Origin of the sequence: Streptomyces sp. NPDC058371, from assembly GCF_042723265.1 — a bacterium.
Taxonomy (GTDB): Bacteria; Actinomycetota; Actinomycetes; order Streptomycetales; family Streptomycetaceae; genus Streptomyces.
Window position 1 is genome coordinate 141,436 of record NZ_JBHXJC010000009.1, and the last position, 17,187, is coordinate 158,622.

At 73.2% G+C, this 17,187-nt stretch carries 16 protein-coding genes; 9 read left to right on the forward strand and 7 right to left on the reverse strand.

Going from position 1 to position 17,187, the window contains the following annotated elements:
* Positions 1-83: 83 nt before the first annotated feature.
* Both ACFWM2_RS25320 and ACFWM2_RS25325 read right to left on the reverse strand, forming a co-directional pair.
* Positions 84-1,010: a zf-HC2 domain-containing protein gene (locus ACFWM2_RS25320; RefSeq protein WP_383284114.1), complete on the reverse strand. Its 927-nt coding sequence runs from the start codon at positions 1,008-1,010 to the stop codon at positions 84-86.
* Positions 1,007-1,582, reverse strand: coding sequence for an RNA polymerase sigma factor (locus ACFWM2_RS25325; RefSeq protein ID WP_383284117.1), 576 nt, complete (start codon positions 1,580-1,582; stop codon positions 1,007-1,009). Before ACFWM2_RS25325 ends, ACFWM2_RS25320 begins: the two co-directional genes overlap by 4 nt.
* A gap of 334 nt (positions 1,583-1,916) precedes the next feature.
* Between ACFWM2_RS25325 and ACFWM2_RS25330 the strand changes: the two genes are divergently transcribed.
* The 3 genes from ACFWM2_RS25330 (at position 1,917) to ACFWM2_RS25340 (ending at position 4,594) form a co-directional block, all read left to right on the forward strand.
* Complete coding sequence (locus ACFWM2_RS25330) at positions 1,917-2,144, forward strand: hypothetical protein (protein ID WP_383284120.1); 228 nt, start codon at positions 1,917-1,919, stop codon at positions 2,142-2,144.
* Complete coding sequence (malQ, locus tag ACFWM2_RS25335) at positions 2,144-4,258, forward strand: 4-alpha-glucanotransferase (protein ID WP_383284123.1); 2,115 nt, start codon at positions 2,144-2,146, stop codon at positions 4,256-4,258. Before ACFWM2_RS25330 ends, malQ begins: the two co-directional genes overlap by 1 nt.
* Before the next feature lie 93 nt (positions 4,259-4,351).
* Entirely contained in the window at positions 4,352-4,594 is a 243-nt protein-coding gene (locus ACFWM2_RS25340) for a hypothetical protein (RefSeq protein ID WP_383284126.1), read from the forward strand.
* Between the two features lie 270 nt (positions 4,595-4,864).
* Here ACFWM2_RS25340 and ACFWM2_RS25345 read toward each other — a convergent pair whose 3' ends face one another.
* Together ACFWM2_RS25345 and ACFWM2_RS25350 are read right to left on the reverse strand one after the other, a co-directional pair.
* Positions 4,865-5,515 carry a TetR family transcriptional regulator gene (locus tag ACFWM2_RS25345; protein WP_383284129.1) on the reverse strand — a complete coding sequence of 217 codons (651 nt, stop codon included), beginning with the start codon at positions 5,513-5,515 and terminating at the stop codon, positions 4,865-4,867.
* Between the two features lie 100 nt (positions 5,516-5,615).
* On the reverse strand, positions 5,616-5,783 hold the full coding sequence (locus ACFWM2_RS25350; protein WP_383284132.1) for a hypothetical protein: 168 nt from the start codon (positions 5,781-5,783) through the stop codon (positions 5,616-5,618).
* Between the two features lie 64 nt (positions 5,784-5,847).
* On the opposite strand from ACFWM2_RS25350, the gene ACFWM2_RS25355 reads away from it, so the two are divergent.
* Complete coding sequence (locus ACFWM2_RS25355) at positions 5,848-7,326, forward strand: FAD-dependent monooxygenase (RefSeq protein WP_383284135.1); 1,479 nt, start codon at positions 5,848-5,850, stop codon at positions 7,324-7,326.
* Between the two features lie 277 nt (positions 7,327-7,603).
* Here ACFWM2_RS25355 and ACFWM2_RS25360 read toward each other — a convergent pair whose 3' ends face one another.
* The gene (locus ACFWM2_RS25360) at positions 7,604-8,110 is read right to left on the reverse strand and encodes a MarR family winged helix-turn-helix transcriptional regulator (RefSeq protein WP_383284137.1); all 507 of its coding nucleotides are present in this window, start codon (positions 8,108-8,110) and stop codon (positions 7,604-7,606) included.
* Between the two features lie 175 nt (positions 8,111-8,285).
* Between ACFWM2_RS25360 and ACFWM2_RS25365 the strand changes: the two genes are divergently transcribed.
* The 3 genes from ACFWM2_RS25365 to ACFWM2_RS25375 all read left to right on the forward strand — a co-directional run bounded on the left by ACFWM2_RS25365 (position 8,286) and on the right by ACFWM2_RS25375 (position 11,483).
* On the forward strand, positions 8,286-9,377 hold the full coding sequence (locus ACFWM2_RS25365) for an EamA family transporter (protein WP_383284140.1): 1,092 nt from the start codon (positions 8,286-8,288) through the stop codon (positions 9,375-9,377).
* A 265-nt stretch (positions 9,378-9,642) separates the two neighbouring features.
* Positions 9,643-10,497, forward strand: coding sequence for a DMT family transporter (locus ACFWM2_RS25370; RefSeq protein ID WP_383284594.1), 855 nt, complete (start codon positions 9,643-9,645; stop codon positions 10,495-10,497).
* Positions 10,498-10,568: 71 nt separating this feature from the next.
* Entirely contained in the window at positions 10,569-11,483 is a 915-nt protein-coding gene (locus tag ACFWM2_RS25375; RefSeq protein ID WP_383284142.1) for a LysR substrate-binding domain-containing protein, read from the forward strand.
* Positions 11,484-11,552: 69 nt separating this feature from the next.
* On the opposite strand, the gene pepN is transcribed toward ACFWM2_RS25375, so the two are convergent.
* Positions 11,553-14,168 (reverse strand): aminopeptidase N, encoded by a 2,616-nt coding sequence (gene pepN / locus ACFWM2_RS25380; RefSeq protein ID WP_383284145.1) that lies wholly within the window; start codon positions 14,166-14,168, stop codon positions 11,553-11,555.
* Between the two features lie 152 nt (positions 14,169-14,320).
* Here pepN and ACFWM2_RS25385 point away from each other — a divergent pair, with 152 nt between their 5' ends.
* Positions 14,321-14,824: a DUF1203 domain-containing protein gene (locus ACFWM2_RS25385; protein WP_383284147.1), complete on the forward strand. Its 504-nt coding sequence runs from the start codon at positions 14,321-14,323 to the stop codon at positions 14,822-14,824.
* 52 nt (positions 14,825-14,876) lie between these two features.
* Here the strand turns inward: ACFWM2_RS25385 and ACFWM2_RS25390 are convergent, their stop codons facing one another.
* On the reverse strand, positions 14,877-15,707 hold the full coding sequence (locus tag ACFWM2_RS25390) for a FadR/GntR family transcriptional regulator (RefSeq protein ID WP_383284150.1): 831 nt from the start codon (positions 15,705-15,707) through the stop codon (positions 14,877-14,879).
* A gap of 307 nt (positions 15,708-16,014) precedes the next feature.
* Here ACFWM2_RS25390 and ACFWM2_RS25395 point away from each other — a divergent pair, with 307 nt between their 5' ends.
* A complete protein-coding gene (locus ACFWM2_RS25395) occupies positions 16,015-17,037 on the forward strand; it encodes a fumarylacetoacetate hydrolase family protein (RefSeq protein WP_383284153.1) in 1,023 nt (340 codons plus the stop codon).
* The last annotated feature ends 150 nt before the right edge of the window (positions 17,038-17,187 follow it).

Sequence of the window (17,187 nt, forward strand, 5' to 3'; positions counted from 1 at the left end):
GGCGGGTGCGGAGGCGGAGGCCGGCGGGGCACCGGAGCCGGCGGGCCCGGACGCGGTGGGCGTACCGGTCGTACCAGGGGTGTTCACATCGTCTCCAGACGGTCGTACGCGGTGCGGCGCGCGGCGAGGAGGAGGGCGCAGAGCGCGGCGGCCGCGGCCCAGGCCCCCTGCGGCGGGGCGCCGGTGAGATAGCGGGAGAGCTGCTCGGTGAGCCGGGCCGTCAGACCGGGGCCGGTGGCGGTGAGGACGGGCGCCGCCAGTGCGAGCACCCAGCCGCCGCCGACCACCAGGGACGCGGTACGGCAGCCCAGGTATCCGGAGAGCGCCAGCGCGGCCAGGGTCAGGGCGAGCCCGGGCAGCAGCCAGGCGGCGGTCGCCGGGGCCTGGGGCAGGCGCGGGCCGGCCGACGGGAGCAACAGACCCGCGGCCGTCAGCAGCGGCACGCTGACCGTGAGTACGGCGGCCGTCCGCATCAGCACCAGGCGCAGCCCGCCGGTGGGCGAGGTCGCGACGATCTCGTACAGGGGATCGGCGTGCCGGCCGTAGGAGAGGGCGACTCCCGCGACGGGCACCACCGGTGCGACGGCCAGCAGCAGCGGCCGTGCGCCGGCGAACCCACCGGCGTACGCGAGGGCGAGGGCTCCCAGGGCCACCAGTACGACGGCTCCCAGCCACGCCCCGCGCAACGCGGGCCCGGCGGCCCACACGATCCGCCCGAGCCGCCCCCCGACGGCTCGGGCGCGGCGGCCTGCGGGCGCGGGCGCCGGCGTCGGTGCGGATGCGTGGGCCTGGGACGGGACGGCGGCCGGGGCGCGTACCGCGTGCAGTACCGCGTCCCGCACCTCCGAGAGCACCGCTCCCGCCGCCCCGGCGCGCGCCGCGTGCGATGCGCGGACGGCGCACGCGGTGCAGCTCTCCAGGTGTTTCTCCAGGGACCAGGAGTCCGTCTCCGGGAGGGAGCCGTCCGTGTAACGGGCGATGAGGTCGTCGGGGGTGTGCCAGCCGGTCATGCCGGGCCTCCCAGCGGGGGCGGGTTCAAGTGGGCGAGCGCGACCCGGAGTTCGGCGCGGGCCCGCATGGCGCGGGTCTTCACCGTGCCCTCGGGGATGCCGAGGAGTTGGGCGGTCTCGCGGGTGGTCAGCCCGTCGATCACCGTGGCGCGCAGGACTTCGCGGAGCTCGGGGGAGATGCGGTCCAGGGCCGTCCCCACGTCTCCGTACTCCAGGCCGGCCAGCACCCGTTCCTCGGCGGAGGGCGTGGGCGCGGATGCCGTGTGCTCCACCTGCTCCACCCGGGCGGCTCGCTCCTGGACCCGCCGCGCGTCGACCAGCCGCCGTGCCGCGATCGTCCACAGCCAGCCGCCGGCCTCCGCGCCCCGGTGCGAGGCCGCGGACCGCCATACGGTCACGAAGGTGTCCTGGAGCACCTCGCGCACGACCTCGGGGTCGCCGCACCGGCGGGTCAGCCGGGTGTGCAGCCAGCCGGCGTGCCGGTCGTAGAGCGCGGCCAGCGCCGCCGAGTCCCCGCCAGCGACGGCCCGCAGCAGCGCCGCGTCCGTGGCGTCCTCCCGGTGGCCCCCCATGGGGCGGAACAGTCTCACAACCCGTCTATCGACCGGTCCGGGGCGAACGGTTCACGCTCTTCGGGGCCGACGGTTCACCGCACCTTCGCGGCCGCGGTGTCAGCGGCGGTGGCCGATGCGGGTCAAACGCCCAGTCCGGGCGCCGGACGACCGGCAGTGACCCGGCAATTTCCGGTACCTCCCAGCAGCCTGCGGTCGTCTCCTGGTGCGGTGGCCGCGACTGGAACAGAATGTGACCAGCGACACGTTGTCCCTTCGTGTACGTCTGCGGCCGCGCTCACTGGGTAGGGCTGCGACAACCCGCGTCCAGCCGTACGACGACAAGGAGGCCCCCGTGGCCGCTCCGGCACACCTTCTGCTCCCGGCCCTCTCCAAACCCTGGGCGGAGCTGTCCGCCGATCCTCACCTGTGCGTCTTCGGCGAGGAGGCCTGCGCCGAAGTGCCGCTGACCAGCGAACCACCGCTGCCCGACGCCGAGCCCCTCACCAGCGAACCGCCGCTCGCCGACGCCGCGCCCCTGACCAGCGAGCCGACCTCGACCGGCGCCGCCGCGGGGGTCTGATGGCGCGGACCGGGCCGGCCGACCCCGCCGGGACACCGCTGTCCCGGCTCGCCGCGCTGCACGGCGTAGCCACCTCCTACAGCCCCTCCCCGGACCGTACGGTCGCCGCCTCCGACACCGCGGTCACCGCCGCCCTCGCGGCGCTGGGCGTGGACGCGAGCACTCCGGAGACCGTCCGCACCGCCCTCGCGGCCCGGGAGGCCGTACTGCGCGAGCGGCTGCTTCCGCCGACGTTGGTGTCCTGGGGAGGCAGTCCGCCCGCCGCCCTCGCCGGCCTGCCCGACGGCACCCGGCTGCGCATCGAGACCGAGCAGGGCGAGACCCGCGCCGGCGCCCAGCAACTCCCGCCCGGCGTCCACGCGTTGCACGCCACCGCGCCGGACGGCCGCACCGCCGACGCCCACCTCGTGGTGGCCCCGTCCCGGCTGCCCGCGCCGCCGGGACGCACGTACGGGCTGCTCGTCCAGCTCTACTCCCTCCTCTCCCGCCGCTCCTGGGGCATGGGCGACCTCGGCGACCTCGCCGAGCTGACCGCCTGGGCCGGCCGCACCCTCGGCGCCGGATTCGTGCAGGTCAACCCCCTGCACGCGGCCGTGCCCGGCACGCCCACCGACCCGTCCCCGTACCGGCCCTCCTCCCGCCGCTTCCCCGACCCGGTGCATCTGCGCGTCGAGGACGTCCCCGAGTTCGCCTACGCCGAGGACCGTGAGCGGATCCGCGCGCTGCTCCGGCGTGCCGAGGGACTGCGCGAATCGGTGCTGGACAAGGGCGCGTTGATCGACCGCGACGCCGTGTGGGAACTCAAGCGCGAGGCACTGGACGTCGTCCGCGAGGTCCCGCTCGGCCCCGGCCGGCTCGCCGCCTACTGGGACTTCCTCGCCGAGGAGGGCCAGGCCCTGGAGGACCACGCCACCTGGTGCGCGCTCGCCGAGGTGCACGGATCCGACTGGCACCAGTGGCCGGCCGGTCTGCGTGACCCCCGCTCCGCCGAAACCGCCCGTGCGCGGGGCGAGTTGATGGACCGCGTCGACTTCCACACCCGCCTCGCCTGGCTCACTGACAGCCAGCTCGCCACCGCCCAGCGCAGCGCGCGCGACGCGGGGATGCCGGTGGGCCTCGTCCACGACCTCGCCGTCGGCGTCCACCCCGGCGGGGCCGACGCCTGGGCGCAGCAGGAGTACTTCGCGTCCGGCATGTCCGTGGGCGCCCCACCGGACGCCTTCAACGCCCTGGGCCAGGACTGGGGCCTGCCGCCCTGGCGCCCCGACCGCCTCGCCGAGTCGGGCTACGCCCCGTACCGCCGCCTCCTGCGCGCCCTGTTCCGCTATGCGGGCGCCCTGCGCATCGACCACGTCATGGGCCTGTTCCGGCTCTGGTGGATCCCGCTGGGCGAGGCACCCACCGACGGGACGTACGTCCGCTACGACGCCGAGGCCATGCTCGCCGTCCTGGTGCTGGAGGCCTCACGCGCCGGGGCGCTGGTGATCGGCGAGGACCTCGGCACCGTCGAACCGGGCGTCCGCGAGGCGCTGCACGAACGCGGTGTGCTCGGCACGTCCGTGCTCTGGTTCGAACGGGACTGGGCCGGTACGGGGCTGCCGCTGCCCCCCGAGCGCTGGCGCCCGGACTGCCTCGCCACCGCCACCACGCACGACCTCCCGCCCACCGCGGCCCGCCTCACCGGCGAGCACGTCGAACTCCGCGACAGCCTCGGCCTGTTGACCCGCCCGCTGGAGGAGGAGCGCGCCGAGGCGGCCGCGGACACGCGGGAGTGGCTGGCCCTGCTGGCCCGGCTCGGGCTGCTGCAGGGCGGCAGCGGCGGTGTCTCCGTCGCGTCCGAGGAGGCCGAGATCCAGGCCGTGCACCGGTTCCTGCTGCGCACGCCCGCCCGCATGGTCGGCGTCTGGCTCCCGGACACGGTCGGCGACCGCCGCCCGCAGAACCTGCCGGGCACCTGGGACCAGTATCCGAACTGGCGCCTGCCCATCGCCGACGCCGACGGCCGGCCGGTGACGCTGGAGGAACTGGCCGCCTCACCCCGGCTGCACGCCCTCCTGGACGTGCTGCGCCCCCGCCCGGGGGCCCCGGGTACCGACGCCTCCCGGACCCCCTGACCCGCCCGGCTTCCACGGTGGCTCGCGTCCCGCGGTTCCTTCGTACGGCACCCCGGGCGCGCGGCCCGTTCGGGTGTTCGCTACGTTTGCACCGTGGACAAGAAGAACGCCCTGCGCGCCGGCGCCCTGGCCGCCGGTACGACGCTGATGATGCTGCTCATGTCGTCCCCCGCGCTCGCGCTCACCCGCGACGACGGCGACGACCCCGGCAAGCACGGTCTGAGCGTGATCGACACGCTCGGTCTCTACGTGGCAGCCCCGATCGTGCTGTTCCTGGTCATCGCCGGACTCGTGATGGTCCTCGACAAGTCCCCCAAGCAGCAGAAGCAGGGCTGATTCCGCCCGCTGCTTCCGCTTCCCGATTCCTTTCGCGTCGAGGGAGTCCGCGCACCCGGCCGGGTGTACGGGCTCCCTCGACGGTTTTTGCGTGCCTGCGTGCCTGCGTGCCTGCGTGCCTGCGTGCCTGTGTGCCGGTGCGTCGCCCAGGTCGCCGGCGGGTCCTGCCGGCGTCGGTTCCCGCGTGCGTCGCCAGGGTGTCCGGCTCGTGTGCCTCGGGTGCCTCGCGTGCCTCGGGTGGCGGTGTCCGCCGCCCGCGCACGTCACGGCTCACGGACTCGTCTGCGGATGCGGGGCCGTGAGATAGCGCTGCACCGTCGGCGCCAGCCAGGCCACGATCTCCTCGCGGTGCAGCGAGACCGCCGGCGGCAACCGGAGCACATAGCGGGTGAGCGCGAACCCGAGCACCTGTGAAGCGCTGAGCGCGGCCCGCACGGGCGCCTGTTCGGGGTCCGGGCACACCTGCCGGGCCACCGGCAGGATCTGGTCCCGGAAGACGCCCTGTATGCGCTCGGCGCCCGCCGAACTGGTGACGCTGACGCGCAGCATCGCGGTGAGCGCCTCGTTCTCCTCCCAGAGATCCAGGAAGTGCGTCACCAGAACGCGCCCCACTCCCTGCGGATCCAGCGCCGCGGGCTCGGGCAGCCGCAGATCCACATCCAGCACCGCGGCGAACAAGCCCTCTTTCGAGCCGTAGTACCGCATCACCATGGACGGATCGATCCGCGCGTCCTTGGCGATCGAACGGATCGTGGCGCGTTCATAGCCGTCGGCCGCGAACCGCTCCCGGGCCGCCGCGAGGATCGCGGTCCGGGTGGCGTCGGAGCGGCGGGGGGCGGTGGGCCTGAGGTCGGCGTCGGGGCCTTCGGCCGGCTCGGGGTCGGGTGGCGTCGCGCGCGCGGAGGGTCCGTATTCGGTCATGCCAACAAACGTAGGCCAACACGTGTTGACAGTCCAGAGAGGTCGCCCTACGTTGGCAAACGAGCGTTGGCCTACAGGTGTTGGCCAACGGACGTTGGCATCAGGAGGTCGCGATGAACGGCAACACCCACCGCACGGCGTCGTCCACCCCGTCCACCGCCTCCACCGCAGCGGCGGGGTCCGCCTCCTCCACCGCCCCGACCCCCTCCGCCGTCGCGGCCGCCTCCGCCCCCTCAGCGCCCTCCGCCCCCTCAGCGCCGTCAGCCACCTCCGTCCCGTCCCCCGCCTCGGACCCCTCCGGGGCGGACCGTTCGCCCCTCGCATCCCGGGCGGTGGTTGTCGTCGGTTCCGGGCCGACCGGGCTGCTACTGGCCGGTGATCTCGCCACCGCCGGCATTCCGGTCACGGTCGTCGAGAAGCGCGCCCGCGAGATCAGCAATCTGTCGCGCGCCTTCGTGCTGCACGCGCGCACTCTGGAGCAGCTCGATGCCCGCGGTCTCGCCGACGAGCTGGAGGCCAAGGGACAGGCGCTCGACCGGATTCGCCTCTTCGGGCGGCTCACCGTCCCGCTCGACACGTTGCCGTCGCGCTTCAATCACCTGCTGGTGCTGCCGCAGTACGAGGTGGAGAAGGCGTTGGAGCGGCGTGCGGTCGAGGCCGGGGTGCGGTTCGTGTACGAGACCGAGGTGACCGGGCTGGCCCAGGACGCGGACGGCGTGACGCTGGAGGTGCGTGGACCCGACGGGCAGCCGGACTCGCTGCCGGCCGCCTATGTGGTCGGCGCGGACGGGCTGCACAGCGTGGTGCGCAAGGCGATCAAGCTGTCCTTCCCGGGGAAGTCCGTCATCCGCTCGGTCGTGCTCGCGGACGTGCGGCTCGACGAGAAGCCCGAGCAGGTGCTGACCGCCGACGCCGTCGGTGACGCCTTCGCCTTCATCGCGCCCTTCGGGGACGGTTACTACCGCGTGATCGGCTGGCACCGCGGGCGCGACGTCCCCGACTGCGCGCCGCTCGAACTCGACGAGGTCAAGGAGATCGCCCGGCTCGCGCTCGGCCGTGACTACGGGATGCACGACGCCCGCTGGATGTCCCGTTTCCACAGTGACGAACGGCAGGCGTCCGCGTACCGCGTGGGGCGGGTGTTCCTCGCCGGGGACGCCGCGCACGTGCACACCCCGGCCGGCGGTCAGGGCATGAACACCGGCCTCCAGGACGCGGCGAACCTCGGCTGGAAGCTGGCCGCGGTGCTCGACGGGTACGCCGACGCGGCTCTGCTGGACACGTATCAGGCCGAGCGCTACCCGGTCGGTACGTCCGTGCTGCGCAGCAGCGGCGGCATCGTCCGGCTGGCGATGGCCAAGTACCCCTGGACACTGGCCTTCCGCGCCGCGCTCACCACCGTCCTCGGCCGTGTCGGCCCCGCCCGCACCCGGATGACCGGCCGGATCACGGGCATCGGGTACGCCTATCCGGCGCCGCGCGGGGCCCACCCGCTGGTCGGCAAGCGGGTCCCGGACGTGGCTCTGGAGAGCGGCCGCCTCTACGAGGCGCTGCGCGGCGGGCGGTTCGTGCTGATCACTCCGGAGCCGTACGAGACGGGGGAGGGCGGGGAAGCGGGGGCGGGCAACGGCCGTCTTGCCGTGGAGCGTTGGGCGAGCGGGCGGCGTACGACCGTACTGGTGCGGCCCGACGGATACGTCGCCTGGGCCGCAGAACCGGAAGGCGCCGGACAGGCCGTGGACGTGTCGGCGATCCGGAGCGCACTGGCTGCCGCGGGCGCGATCGACGCACGATCCGCTGCGCTGGGCTGATGTGCAGCCGGTGCGCTGCGCTGGGCTGATGTGCAGCCGGGCCGGCGCGCTGGGCTGACGTGCGGTCGGGCCGCGGGGCTGGGGTGAGGTGCCTGCTCGTCCGGCGCGTAGTGGTGGCGTGTGGCCGGGCCGCGGCGCTGTGGTGAGGTGCTTGCCGGGCCGGCGCGCAGCCGTGGCGTGCGGCGGGTCGGCGCGCAGCGTTGGCGTGCAGCCGAGCCGCCCGGGCTCCGTGAGCCCGGAGTGCGGTGCCGGTCGGTGAACGGGCCGGGAAGGGCGGTCAGTCCGTCGTGGCGGAGAGCAACTGACGCAACAGGTCGGCCAGTTGGCCGGCCTGTTCCGCGTTGAGGGCGCCGAGGGCGGCGGTCTGCGTGGCGAGCCCCACGCCCACCGCCGCGTCGATCAGGCGGTGGCCCTCGTCCGTCAGGGTCACCTGGAGCCCGCGCCGGTCGTGCGGGTCGGGCGACCGCCGCAACAGCCCCGCGCGCTCCAGTTTGTCGAGGCGTCCGGTCATCCCGCCGGTGGTGAGCATGAGCGTCGCCGAGAGCTGGCGGGGCGAGAGCGTGTACGGCTCCCCGGAGCGGCGCAGGGTGGCCAGCGCGTCGAACTCCCCGCGTGAGATGCCGAACTTCGCGTACGCCTTCTCCATGCGGTCGCCCATGGCGCGCGAGAGCCGGAAGACGCGCCCGAAGACCTCCATCGCGGCGGTGTCGAGGTCGGGCCGGACGGCGGCCCACTGCTCGATGATCGCGTCGACGGCGTCCTTGTTCTGCGGGTTCGCGCTCATGAGTCGAGTATCGGACGGCGACCGGTCGGCCGCAAGAAAGTAGCTTGGTGGAAACTTGCTTGACGGAAAGTAGCTTAGCGGTAAGCTACTTTCATTCGGCCTGCTTCCGTCGACGCAAGGCGGGGGCGGGCCGCCCCGAGCGGCAGTTGCTGCTCCCATCCACGGAGGGGCCGTCATGACGGACACGACACAAGGCTCTCGCCGGCCGATCGCCACCAAGCGCTCGCGCGGGCCTGTCACCACGAAGAGTCCACGCGGTGCCGCGAAGGGCTCCCGAGGGCCCGCGGCGACGCGGCGGTCTCTGACCGTCCTGCTCACGGCGCTCGCCCCCGTCTCATGGGGCAGTACCTACGCCGTCACCACCGAGTTCCTGCCGGCGGACCGCCCGCTGTTCACGGGCCTGATGCGGGCCCTGCCCGCCGGTCTCGTGCTGCTCGCGCTGGCGCGGGTGCTGCCGCGCGGCGCCTGGTGGTGGAAGTCGGCGGTGCTGGGCGCGCTGAACATCGGCGCGTTCTTCCCGCTGCTCTTCCTCTCCGCGTACCGGCTGCCCGGCGGGATGGCCGCGGTCGTCGGCTCGGTCGGCCCGCTGCTGGTGGCCGGGCTCGCCGCGCTGCTGCTGGGGGAGCGGCCGACCGTACGCACCCTGCTCACCGGGATGTTGGCCGCGGTCGGAGTCAGCCTGGTGGTGCTCAAGGCGGCCGGGGCGCTGGATGCGCTGGGTGTCCTCGCGGCCCTCACCGCGACCGTGTCGATGTCCACCGGAACGGTGCTCACCAAGCGGTGGGGGCGGCCGGACGGCGTCGGGCCCCTGGCACTGACCGCATGGCAGTTGACGGCGGGCGGGCTGCTGATCGCGCCGGTCGCCCTCCTCGTCGAAGGGGCCCCGCCCGCGCTGGACGGGCGGGCCGTCGGCGGCTACCTGTATCTCGCGCTGGCGAACACGGCGATCGTGTACTGGCTCTGGTTCCGCGGCATCGGGCGGCTGACCGCGACCCAGGTCACCTTCCTCGGCCCGCTCTCGCCGCTCACCGCGGCCGTCATCGGCTGGGCGGCGCTCGGTCAGCTGCTGACGCCGCTCCAGCTGGCGGGCATGACGCTGGCGTTCGGGGCGACGGTGCTGGGCCAGCTGAGGCCTCGCCGCACCGTGCCCGTCACCTCGGCCGAGCCGGCCGGCTCCCTCACGCGCTCCGCCAGACCTTTCAGTTCAACTGAAAGGAATGGTCGAAAAGATTCGATGGACGTGACGGTTCCGGCGCTGCGACGGTAGGGGCAACCCACCGACCGCTACCGAAGGGCAAGGGATGCCCGTGGCAGTCCTGAACCGGACCCGCACGCCCCACAACGCAACCGCTGCACCCACCGCGCCCACCCCGCTCACCGGAACCGCGGCGCCCACCGCGCCCGCCGGAACCGCGGCGCCCACCGCGCCCGCCGGAACCGCGGCGCCCACCGCGCCCGCCGGAACCGCTACCCCCACCCCGCTCCCGCCGGCCCGGACCGCGACGGCACGAAGGAAGGCGGCCGGTCTCGGTATCGTCCTCGCCGCTGTCGCCACGGTCGTCTGGTCCGGGAGCTTCGTCACCTCGCGGGCCCTGCACGACAGCGTGCCGCCCGTGCAACAGGCCTTCTGGCGCTGGATCATCGCCCTCGTCGTGGTGGCCCCGTTCGCCGCGCGGGAGGCCTGGCGGCGGCGGGCGGTACTGCACCGCCATCTCCGCCACCTCCTCCTCGCCTCCCTCCTTGGGGTCACCGTCTACAACACCCTGGTCAACCAGGCGGGTGTCTCCACCTCCGCCGGCAACATGGGCATGATCATGGCCGCGTCGCCGGTCCTGATGGCGGTGTACGAGCGGGTCGGCGGCGTACGTCTCGGGGCGCGCCGGGTCACCGGGATGCTGGTCGCCTGCGTCGGCGTACTGCTCCTGATCGGCAAGGGCTCGGCCACCCCGCACTTCGCGCCGGGCGACCTCTGGATGCTCGCGGCGGCCACGAGCTTCGCCTCGTACAGCGCCCTGTTGCGCCGCAGGCCCGCCGAACTCACCGGCCCCGTCTTCCTGTTCGCCACCTTCGCGCTGGGCACCGCGATGCTGCTCCCGGCCTACGCGGTGAGCGTCACCGTCCAGGGCGGCTTCGCGGCGACGCCCGCCACCGTCGGCCCGCTCCTCTACGTCGGCGTCTTCTCCTCCGCGCTCGCCTTCTTCGCCTGGAACAAGGCGATCTCCCTGGTCGGCGCGGCCCGGGCCGGTGCGGTCTACCACCTCCAGCCGGTGTGTGTGGCCGCCCTGTCGTTCGCCGTTCTGGGCGAGCCGGTGAGCCGGACGCAGGTGGTCTGCATGGCGCTGATCCTCGGCGGAGTCGTCCTCGGCACCGCCTCCAAGGACCGCTGAAGCGCCACGTCGGCGGCCGGGCGCGCCACGTCGGCGGACAAGCTCGGCGCCCGGGTCGATAGGTTGCCGCCATGGCCGAGTACGACAGGTGGGACATCCGGAAGCTGCTGATCCTGCGTACCCTGCGGGAGCGCGGCACCGTCACCGCGACCGCCGAGGCCCTGCTGCTGACGCCCTCGGCCGTGTCGCAGCAGCTGACCAATCTGGCGAAGCAGCTCGGGGTACCGCTGCTGGAGGCGCAGGGCCGGCGGGTGCGGCTCACCGACGCGGCGGAGCTGGTGCTGCGGCACGCGGCGGCGGTGTTCGAGCAACTGGAGCGTGCCGACGCCGAGTTGACCGCGTATCTGCACGGAGACGTCGGCGAGGTGCGGGTCGGGGCGTTCTCGACGGCCGTGCCCGCGCTGGTGGTTCCGGCGGTGCGGGTGCTGCGTACGACGCGACCCGGGATCTCCGTGCAGGTGCGGGAGGCCGAGGCGGCGGAGGCGTACGAACTGCTCGCCGCGGGTGCGGTGGACCTCGCGCTGTCGCTGGCCGCGCAGGCCCCGACGGCGGCCGACCCCCGCTTCACCCGGGTGCCGCTGCTCGCCGACCCGCTCGACCTCGCGCTCCCGCGGGATCACGCGCTGGCCGGCGCCGACGCCGTGCGGCTGGCCGATCTCGCCGCCGAACCGTGGATCTTCGGTGGCAGCGGGCCCTGGTCGGACATCACGCGGGGCGCGTGCGAGGCCGCCGGGTTCAGCCCCCTTCAGGGGCACTCCGCGGCCGGCTGGACGGCGATCCTGGCCATGGTCGAGGCGGGCATGGGCGTCGCGCTCGTACCGCGGATGGCGGCCGTACGGCGGGACGGTGTGGTCATGCGGCCGCTGGACGCGGACCGCCCGCACCGGCACGTGGTCGCGGCGGTGCGCCGGGGCGCGGAGGAGGGCGCGGCGGTCGCCCGGGTGCTGGCCACACTGCGCGAGGTGGCCGCGCGGCTCGACCGCTGACGCGAAGGGGCACCCGGCACAGCACCGGGCACCCCCCAACTCACGTACGGCCGGCTCGCGTGCCGCCGACTACGACGCGCTCGCCGCCGCGTCCGCCGCCTGGGCCTTCAGAGCGCGCTCGACGCCCGAGCGGGCCTCCGAGATCAGGCGCCGCAGGGCCGCGTTCGGCTCGGCGGCGGTCAGCCACGCGTCCGTCTTCGCGAGGGTCTCCTCGGAGACCTGCACGGAGGGGTAGAGCCCCACCGCGATCTGCTGGGCCATCTCGTGGGAGCGGGAGTCCCAGACGTCCTTGACCACGGTGAAGAACTTGTCCGTGTAGGGCGCGAGCAGTTCACGCTGACCGGTCTGCACGAAGCCGCCGATCACCGCCTCCTGCACGGCGTTCGGGAGCTTGTCGGACTCCACGACCGAGGTCCAGGCCTCCGCCTTCGCCTCCTCGGTGGGCCGGGCCGCACGGGCGGTCGCCGCGTGGCGCTCGCCCGCTGCCGTGTTGTCCCGCTCGTACTCGGCGGTGATCTCCGCCTCGTCGTAGCGCCCGACGGCCGCGAGCCGCTGTACGAAGGCCCAGCGCAGCTCGGTGTCGACGGCCAGTCCCTCGATGGTCTCCCGGCCGTCGAGCAGGGACTCCAGCAGGTCCAGCTGTTCCGGCGTGCGCGCGGTCGCCGCGAAGGCGCGCGACCAGGCCAGCTGGTGGTCGCTGCCCGGCTCGGACGTCCGCAGATGGGCGAGGGTCGCGTCGGTCCAGCGGGTCAGCAGGGCCTCGCGCGCGGCCGGGTCCGCGTACAGCTCGATCGCCAGCTTCACCTGACGGTGCAGCGACTGCACCACGCCGATGTCGGACTCCTTGCCGATACCGGAGAGGACGAGGGAGAGGTAGTCACGGGTCGCCAGCTCCGCGTCGCGCGTCATGTCCCACGCCGAGGCCCAGCACAGGGCGCGCGGCAGCGACGACTCGAAGTCGCCCAGGTGCTCCGTCACGAACGCCAGCGACTCCTCGTCGAGACGCACCTTCGCGTACGAGAGGTCGTCGTCGTTGAGCAGGATCACCGGCGGGCGGCGCTTGCCGGCCAGCTGCGGTACGGCGGTCAGCTCGCCGTCGACGTCCAGCTCGACGCGCTCGTCGCGCACCAGCTTGCCGCTCGCCTCGTCCAGGACGTACAGGCCGACCGCGATGCGGTGCGGGCGCAGTGTCGGCTCGCCCTTCGCGCCGGCCGGCAGCGCGGGGGCCTCCTGGCGGATCGCGAAGGAGGTGATGACACCGTCGGCGTCGGTCTCGATCTCCGGGCGCAGGACGTTGATGCCGGCCGTCTGGAGCCACTTCTGCGACCAGGTCCCCAGGTCGCGGCCGCTGGTCTCCTCCAGCTTGCCCAGCAGGTCGGACAGGCGCGTGTTGCCGTACGCGTGCGCCTTGAAGTAGGCCTGCACACCGCGGAAGAACTCGTCCGTGCCGACGTACGCGACGAGCTGCTTGAGGACCGAGGCACCCTTGGCGTACGTGATCCCGTCGAAGTTGACGAGCACGTCGTCCAGGTCGCCGATCTCGGCCATGATCGGGTGCGTGGAGGGCAGCTGGTCCTGCCGGTACGCCCAGGTCTTCATGGAGTTGGCGAACGTGGTCCACGAGTGCGGCCAGCGCGACTCGGGGTGGTACGCCTGGCAGGCGATCGAGGTGTAGGTGGCGAAGGACTCATTGAGCCACAGGTCGTTCCACCACTCCATGGTCACCAGGTCGCCGAACCACATGTGGGCCAGCTCGTGCAGGATCGTCTCCGCACGCACCTCGTACGCGGCGTCGGTCACCTTGGACCGGAACACGTACTGGTCGCGGATGGTCACCGCGCCCGCGTTCTCCATCGCGCCCGCGTTGAACTCCGGCACGAAGAGCTGGTCGTACTTCTTGAACGGGTACGCGTAGTCGAACTTCTCCTGGAACCACTCGAAGCCCTGCCGGGTGACCTCGAAGATGGCGTCCGAGTCGAGGAACTCGGCGAGCGACGGCCGGCAGTAGATGCCGAGCGGCACGGACTGCCCGTCCTTCTCGTACACGCTGTGGACGCTGTGGTAGGGACCCACGATCAGCGCCGTGATGTACGACGAGATACGCGGCGTGGGCTCGAAGACCCAGACGTCGTCCTTGGGCTCGGGCGACGGCGAGTTGGAGATGACGGTCCAGCCCGTGGGCGCCTTCACGGTGAACTGGAAGGTGGCCTTCAGGTCGGGCTGCTCGAACGAGGCGAAGACGCGCCGGGCGTCCGGCACCTCGAACTGCGTGTACAGGTAGGCCTGCTGGTCGACCGGGTCGACGAACCGGTGCAGCCCCTCACCGCTGTTGGTGTAGGCGCAGTCGGCCACGACGCGCAGGACGTTACGGCCCTCCAGCAGACCGGCGAGCGCGATCCGCGAGTCCGCGAAGACCTCGGCGGGGTCCAGCGCGTCGCCGTTGAGGATCACCTCGTGAACGGTCGGTGCCACCAGGTCAATAAAAGACTCCGCGCCGTTCTCGTCGACATCGAAGCGCACCGTGGTCACGGACCGGTAGGTGCCTCCCCCGCTCTCGGTGTCGCCCGCGGGGGAGGTGCCCCCACCCTGCGCGCCGGAGAGGTCGAGATCGATCTCGTACGAGTCAACGGTGAGCAGCTTCGCCCGCTGCTGCGCCTCTTCGCGGGTCAGGTTTGTGCCAGGCACGCGGTCATCTCCTCATGATTCAAAAGGTGTGGCGCGACGGCGCCACGTCGGGGGTGGTGGGCGGATTGCGCCATCCTTCCACGGGACCTGCACGGAATGCGATGTCCGTTTCCCGCCGGTGGGCGGCCCGCGCGGGCGCGAGCCTGGGGAACATGACGAACTGCACCGCACGACCCATCGAGCCGACGGTCCTGAAGGAACTGCGCGAGACGGACGACGCCGGGCGGCCGCTCGCCCCCTTCACCGACGACGAGGGCGGCGCTCCGCTGCGCTGCTGCCTGCGCCGCAGCGCGGTCGGTGAGCGGATCGCCCTGGTGTCGTACGCGCCCCTGCGGCGCTGGGCCGCGGAGACGGGGGCCCGGCCGGGGGCGTACGACGAGCAGGGGCCCGTCTTCGTCCACGCCACGGAGTGCGCGGGCCCGGACGGCGGCCGGTATCCCTTCGCACGGCCGGGCGTGCTGCGCACGGTCCGCCGCTACTCCGCCGACGGTCACATCCTGGGTGGCCGTCTCCTGGAGCTGCCGGACACCGCCGACGCGGCGCTCGACGAGGCCTTCGCGGAGGCCTTCGCCGATCCGGCGGTCGCCCTGGTCCACATCCGGGCCGTGGAGTACGGCTGCTTCCTCTACGAGGTGCGCCGGCCGCTGCTTCCCTGACCGCGAGGCCCGTCAGGGGCGCGCGGTCAGCCCCCGCGGCGCGCGGTACGGGTCACGCCGGCCCGATCCTGCGGTCCCCGGCCCGGTTGCCCAGCCCCGCGTTCGCCCGCAGCCACGCGGCGAGGGCGTCGGTGAGGCCGGCGTCGGACGCGGCGATCTCCTCGGACCTGCGCACGGACCGGATCCGTTCGACGACCTGCCGGTGGTAGTCACGGACCAGGGAGGCCGCCCGCTGGGGCTCGTGCGCGGCGATGGCGTCCACGATCTCCACCCGGGCCGGGTGGAGACCGCCCGCGACCTTCTCCCAGTCGTCCGTGCGGCCGTCGGACATCTTGACGGCCAGTCCGAGCTGGACGTCGCCGATGAACCGGCACAGCGCGGCGAGCAGCGGGTTGTGGGAGATCTCGGAGAGGGTGACGAAGAAGTGCTGGAGCGCGGCGGCGGCCTGTTCCACGCTCTCCACCCCGGCCGTCCGCCCGGCCGCGTCCCGCAATGTCGCGATCTCCTCGTCGGAGGCCTGGTCCGCGGCGAGTTCGGCGGCATAGGCGTTCAACGCCCCCAGCAGGCCCAGTACTTCGCGGGCGCCGACCTTCTCGAACTGGACCACCGAGGCGATGGACATGGCGAGCAGGGTGTCGCCCTGCGCGGTGACCGTGGCTCGGCTGCCGTTCCTGGTGTTCACCAGGCCCATCGCGGTCAGGACGCGGATCGCCTCACGGATGGTGGGGCCGCTGACGTCGTACGACGCGGCCAGCTCCCGCTCGGCCGGGAGCCGGGAGCCGTCCGGGAGCGCCCCGCTGAGGATCTGCTCGCGGAGATCCTCGACGATCTGGTCGGCCACCCGGCCGCGGTAGATCTTCGCCGGGGTGTGAGGCACGGACATGTCGCTCCCAAGGGTTCCTGGACCCGGTGGCCCCTTCCCCGCGAAGTTTACCTACCAGGTAGGTCTGCCCCGAGGTCGCGCAACGAGCCGGCCCGTGCCCGGGGGCCCTCAACGCTTCGCTCAGGATTCGGTAAGAAGCCCACCACCTACCTTGACATAAACCTACCAAAGAGGTCTCTTTAGGGACATAGGCGACGACCGGAAATCTCCGGAAGGGCGCGCTGCCACCGCCGGCCGAGCGGTTCCGGGCCGGCGGCCGACGCACCCGCACGTCGCTCCGGCCCCGCCCACGGAAAGCCCCGATCCCGTGAAGATCTCCTCCCGACGGACCCGCTTCGGCGACCGGCTCTGCTTCCCCGACCTCGTTCCGCAGCAGCTCGTGGACATTCAGGCCGCCCATGCCCTCCGGCTGGAGACCGTCGGCGCACACCGGGTCGACGCCCTGGCCCGGTCCCGTCTCGCCGTCCCCGGTGATCTGCCCGCGCTGCTCCAGGCGGATCCGTGGCTCACCACCGTGCGCCGGGTGCTGGACTGGGTGGTCGCCCACGCGGACAGCGGTGACCTGCAGGAGGGCTGTCTCTGGCCCGACAGGCCGGAGCGGCTCGGCCCGACCGTCGGACGCCCCCACACGGTCTGGGCGATGACGGCCGCCTGTCCGCACGAGGTCGCCTGTCCGCACGAGGTCGCCTGTCGGCACGAGGTCGCCTGTCGGCATGAGGCCGGCTGTCCGAAGGACCGGCCCGCACCCGACCGGGAGGGCACGGCTCCGGGGCAGCCGCGGCGGCCCCTCCAGGGGTTCCTGAAGGCGACCAGTTCGCTGGCCGGGCCGTACGACGAGATCCGCCATCCCGCGATCAGCGAACGGATCGAGCCGGAGATGGAGCTGGCCGTGGTCATCGGCAGCCGCTCGCGCGCGCTCGACCCCGAGTCCGCCATGCGGGCCGTCGCCGGTTACGTCGGCTTCTGCGACATCGGGGCCCCGGACGTCGCCGCGCTGGACAACCACCGGCCCGACCGGGCCAAGGGCTTCGACACCTTCGGCGTGACCGGACCCTGGTTCGTCACCGCGGACGAGATCCGCGAACCGCACGACCTGCGCATCCGTTCCTGGGTCAACGGTGAGCCGCGGCAGGACGGCAGCACCGCCGGGATGAGCCACTCCATCCCCGAACAGCTGGCGTGGCTCAGCACCGCGCTCACCCTGGCCCCCGGCGACGTACTGTCCACCGGCACGCCCGCGGGGGTACCCGGTGTGGGGCCGGGCGACGTGTTCCGCGGCGAGATCCAGGGCCTGGGCGTCATCGAGAACAAGGTCGTCCAGGGCGACTGAGGCCTGTGGCCGGCGAAGACCTCCCGCGAGGAGCACCGAGGGGGGGGGAGGGGGGAAAAGGGGGGGGGAACGGGGGGAAAGAGGGGGGGAGGGGGGAGGGGGGGGGCATAGAGAACATGGGCCAATACCAAACCCAACACATGGAAAGAG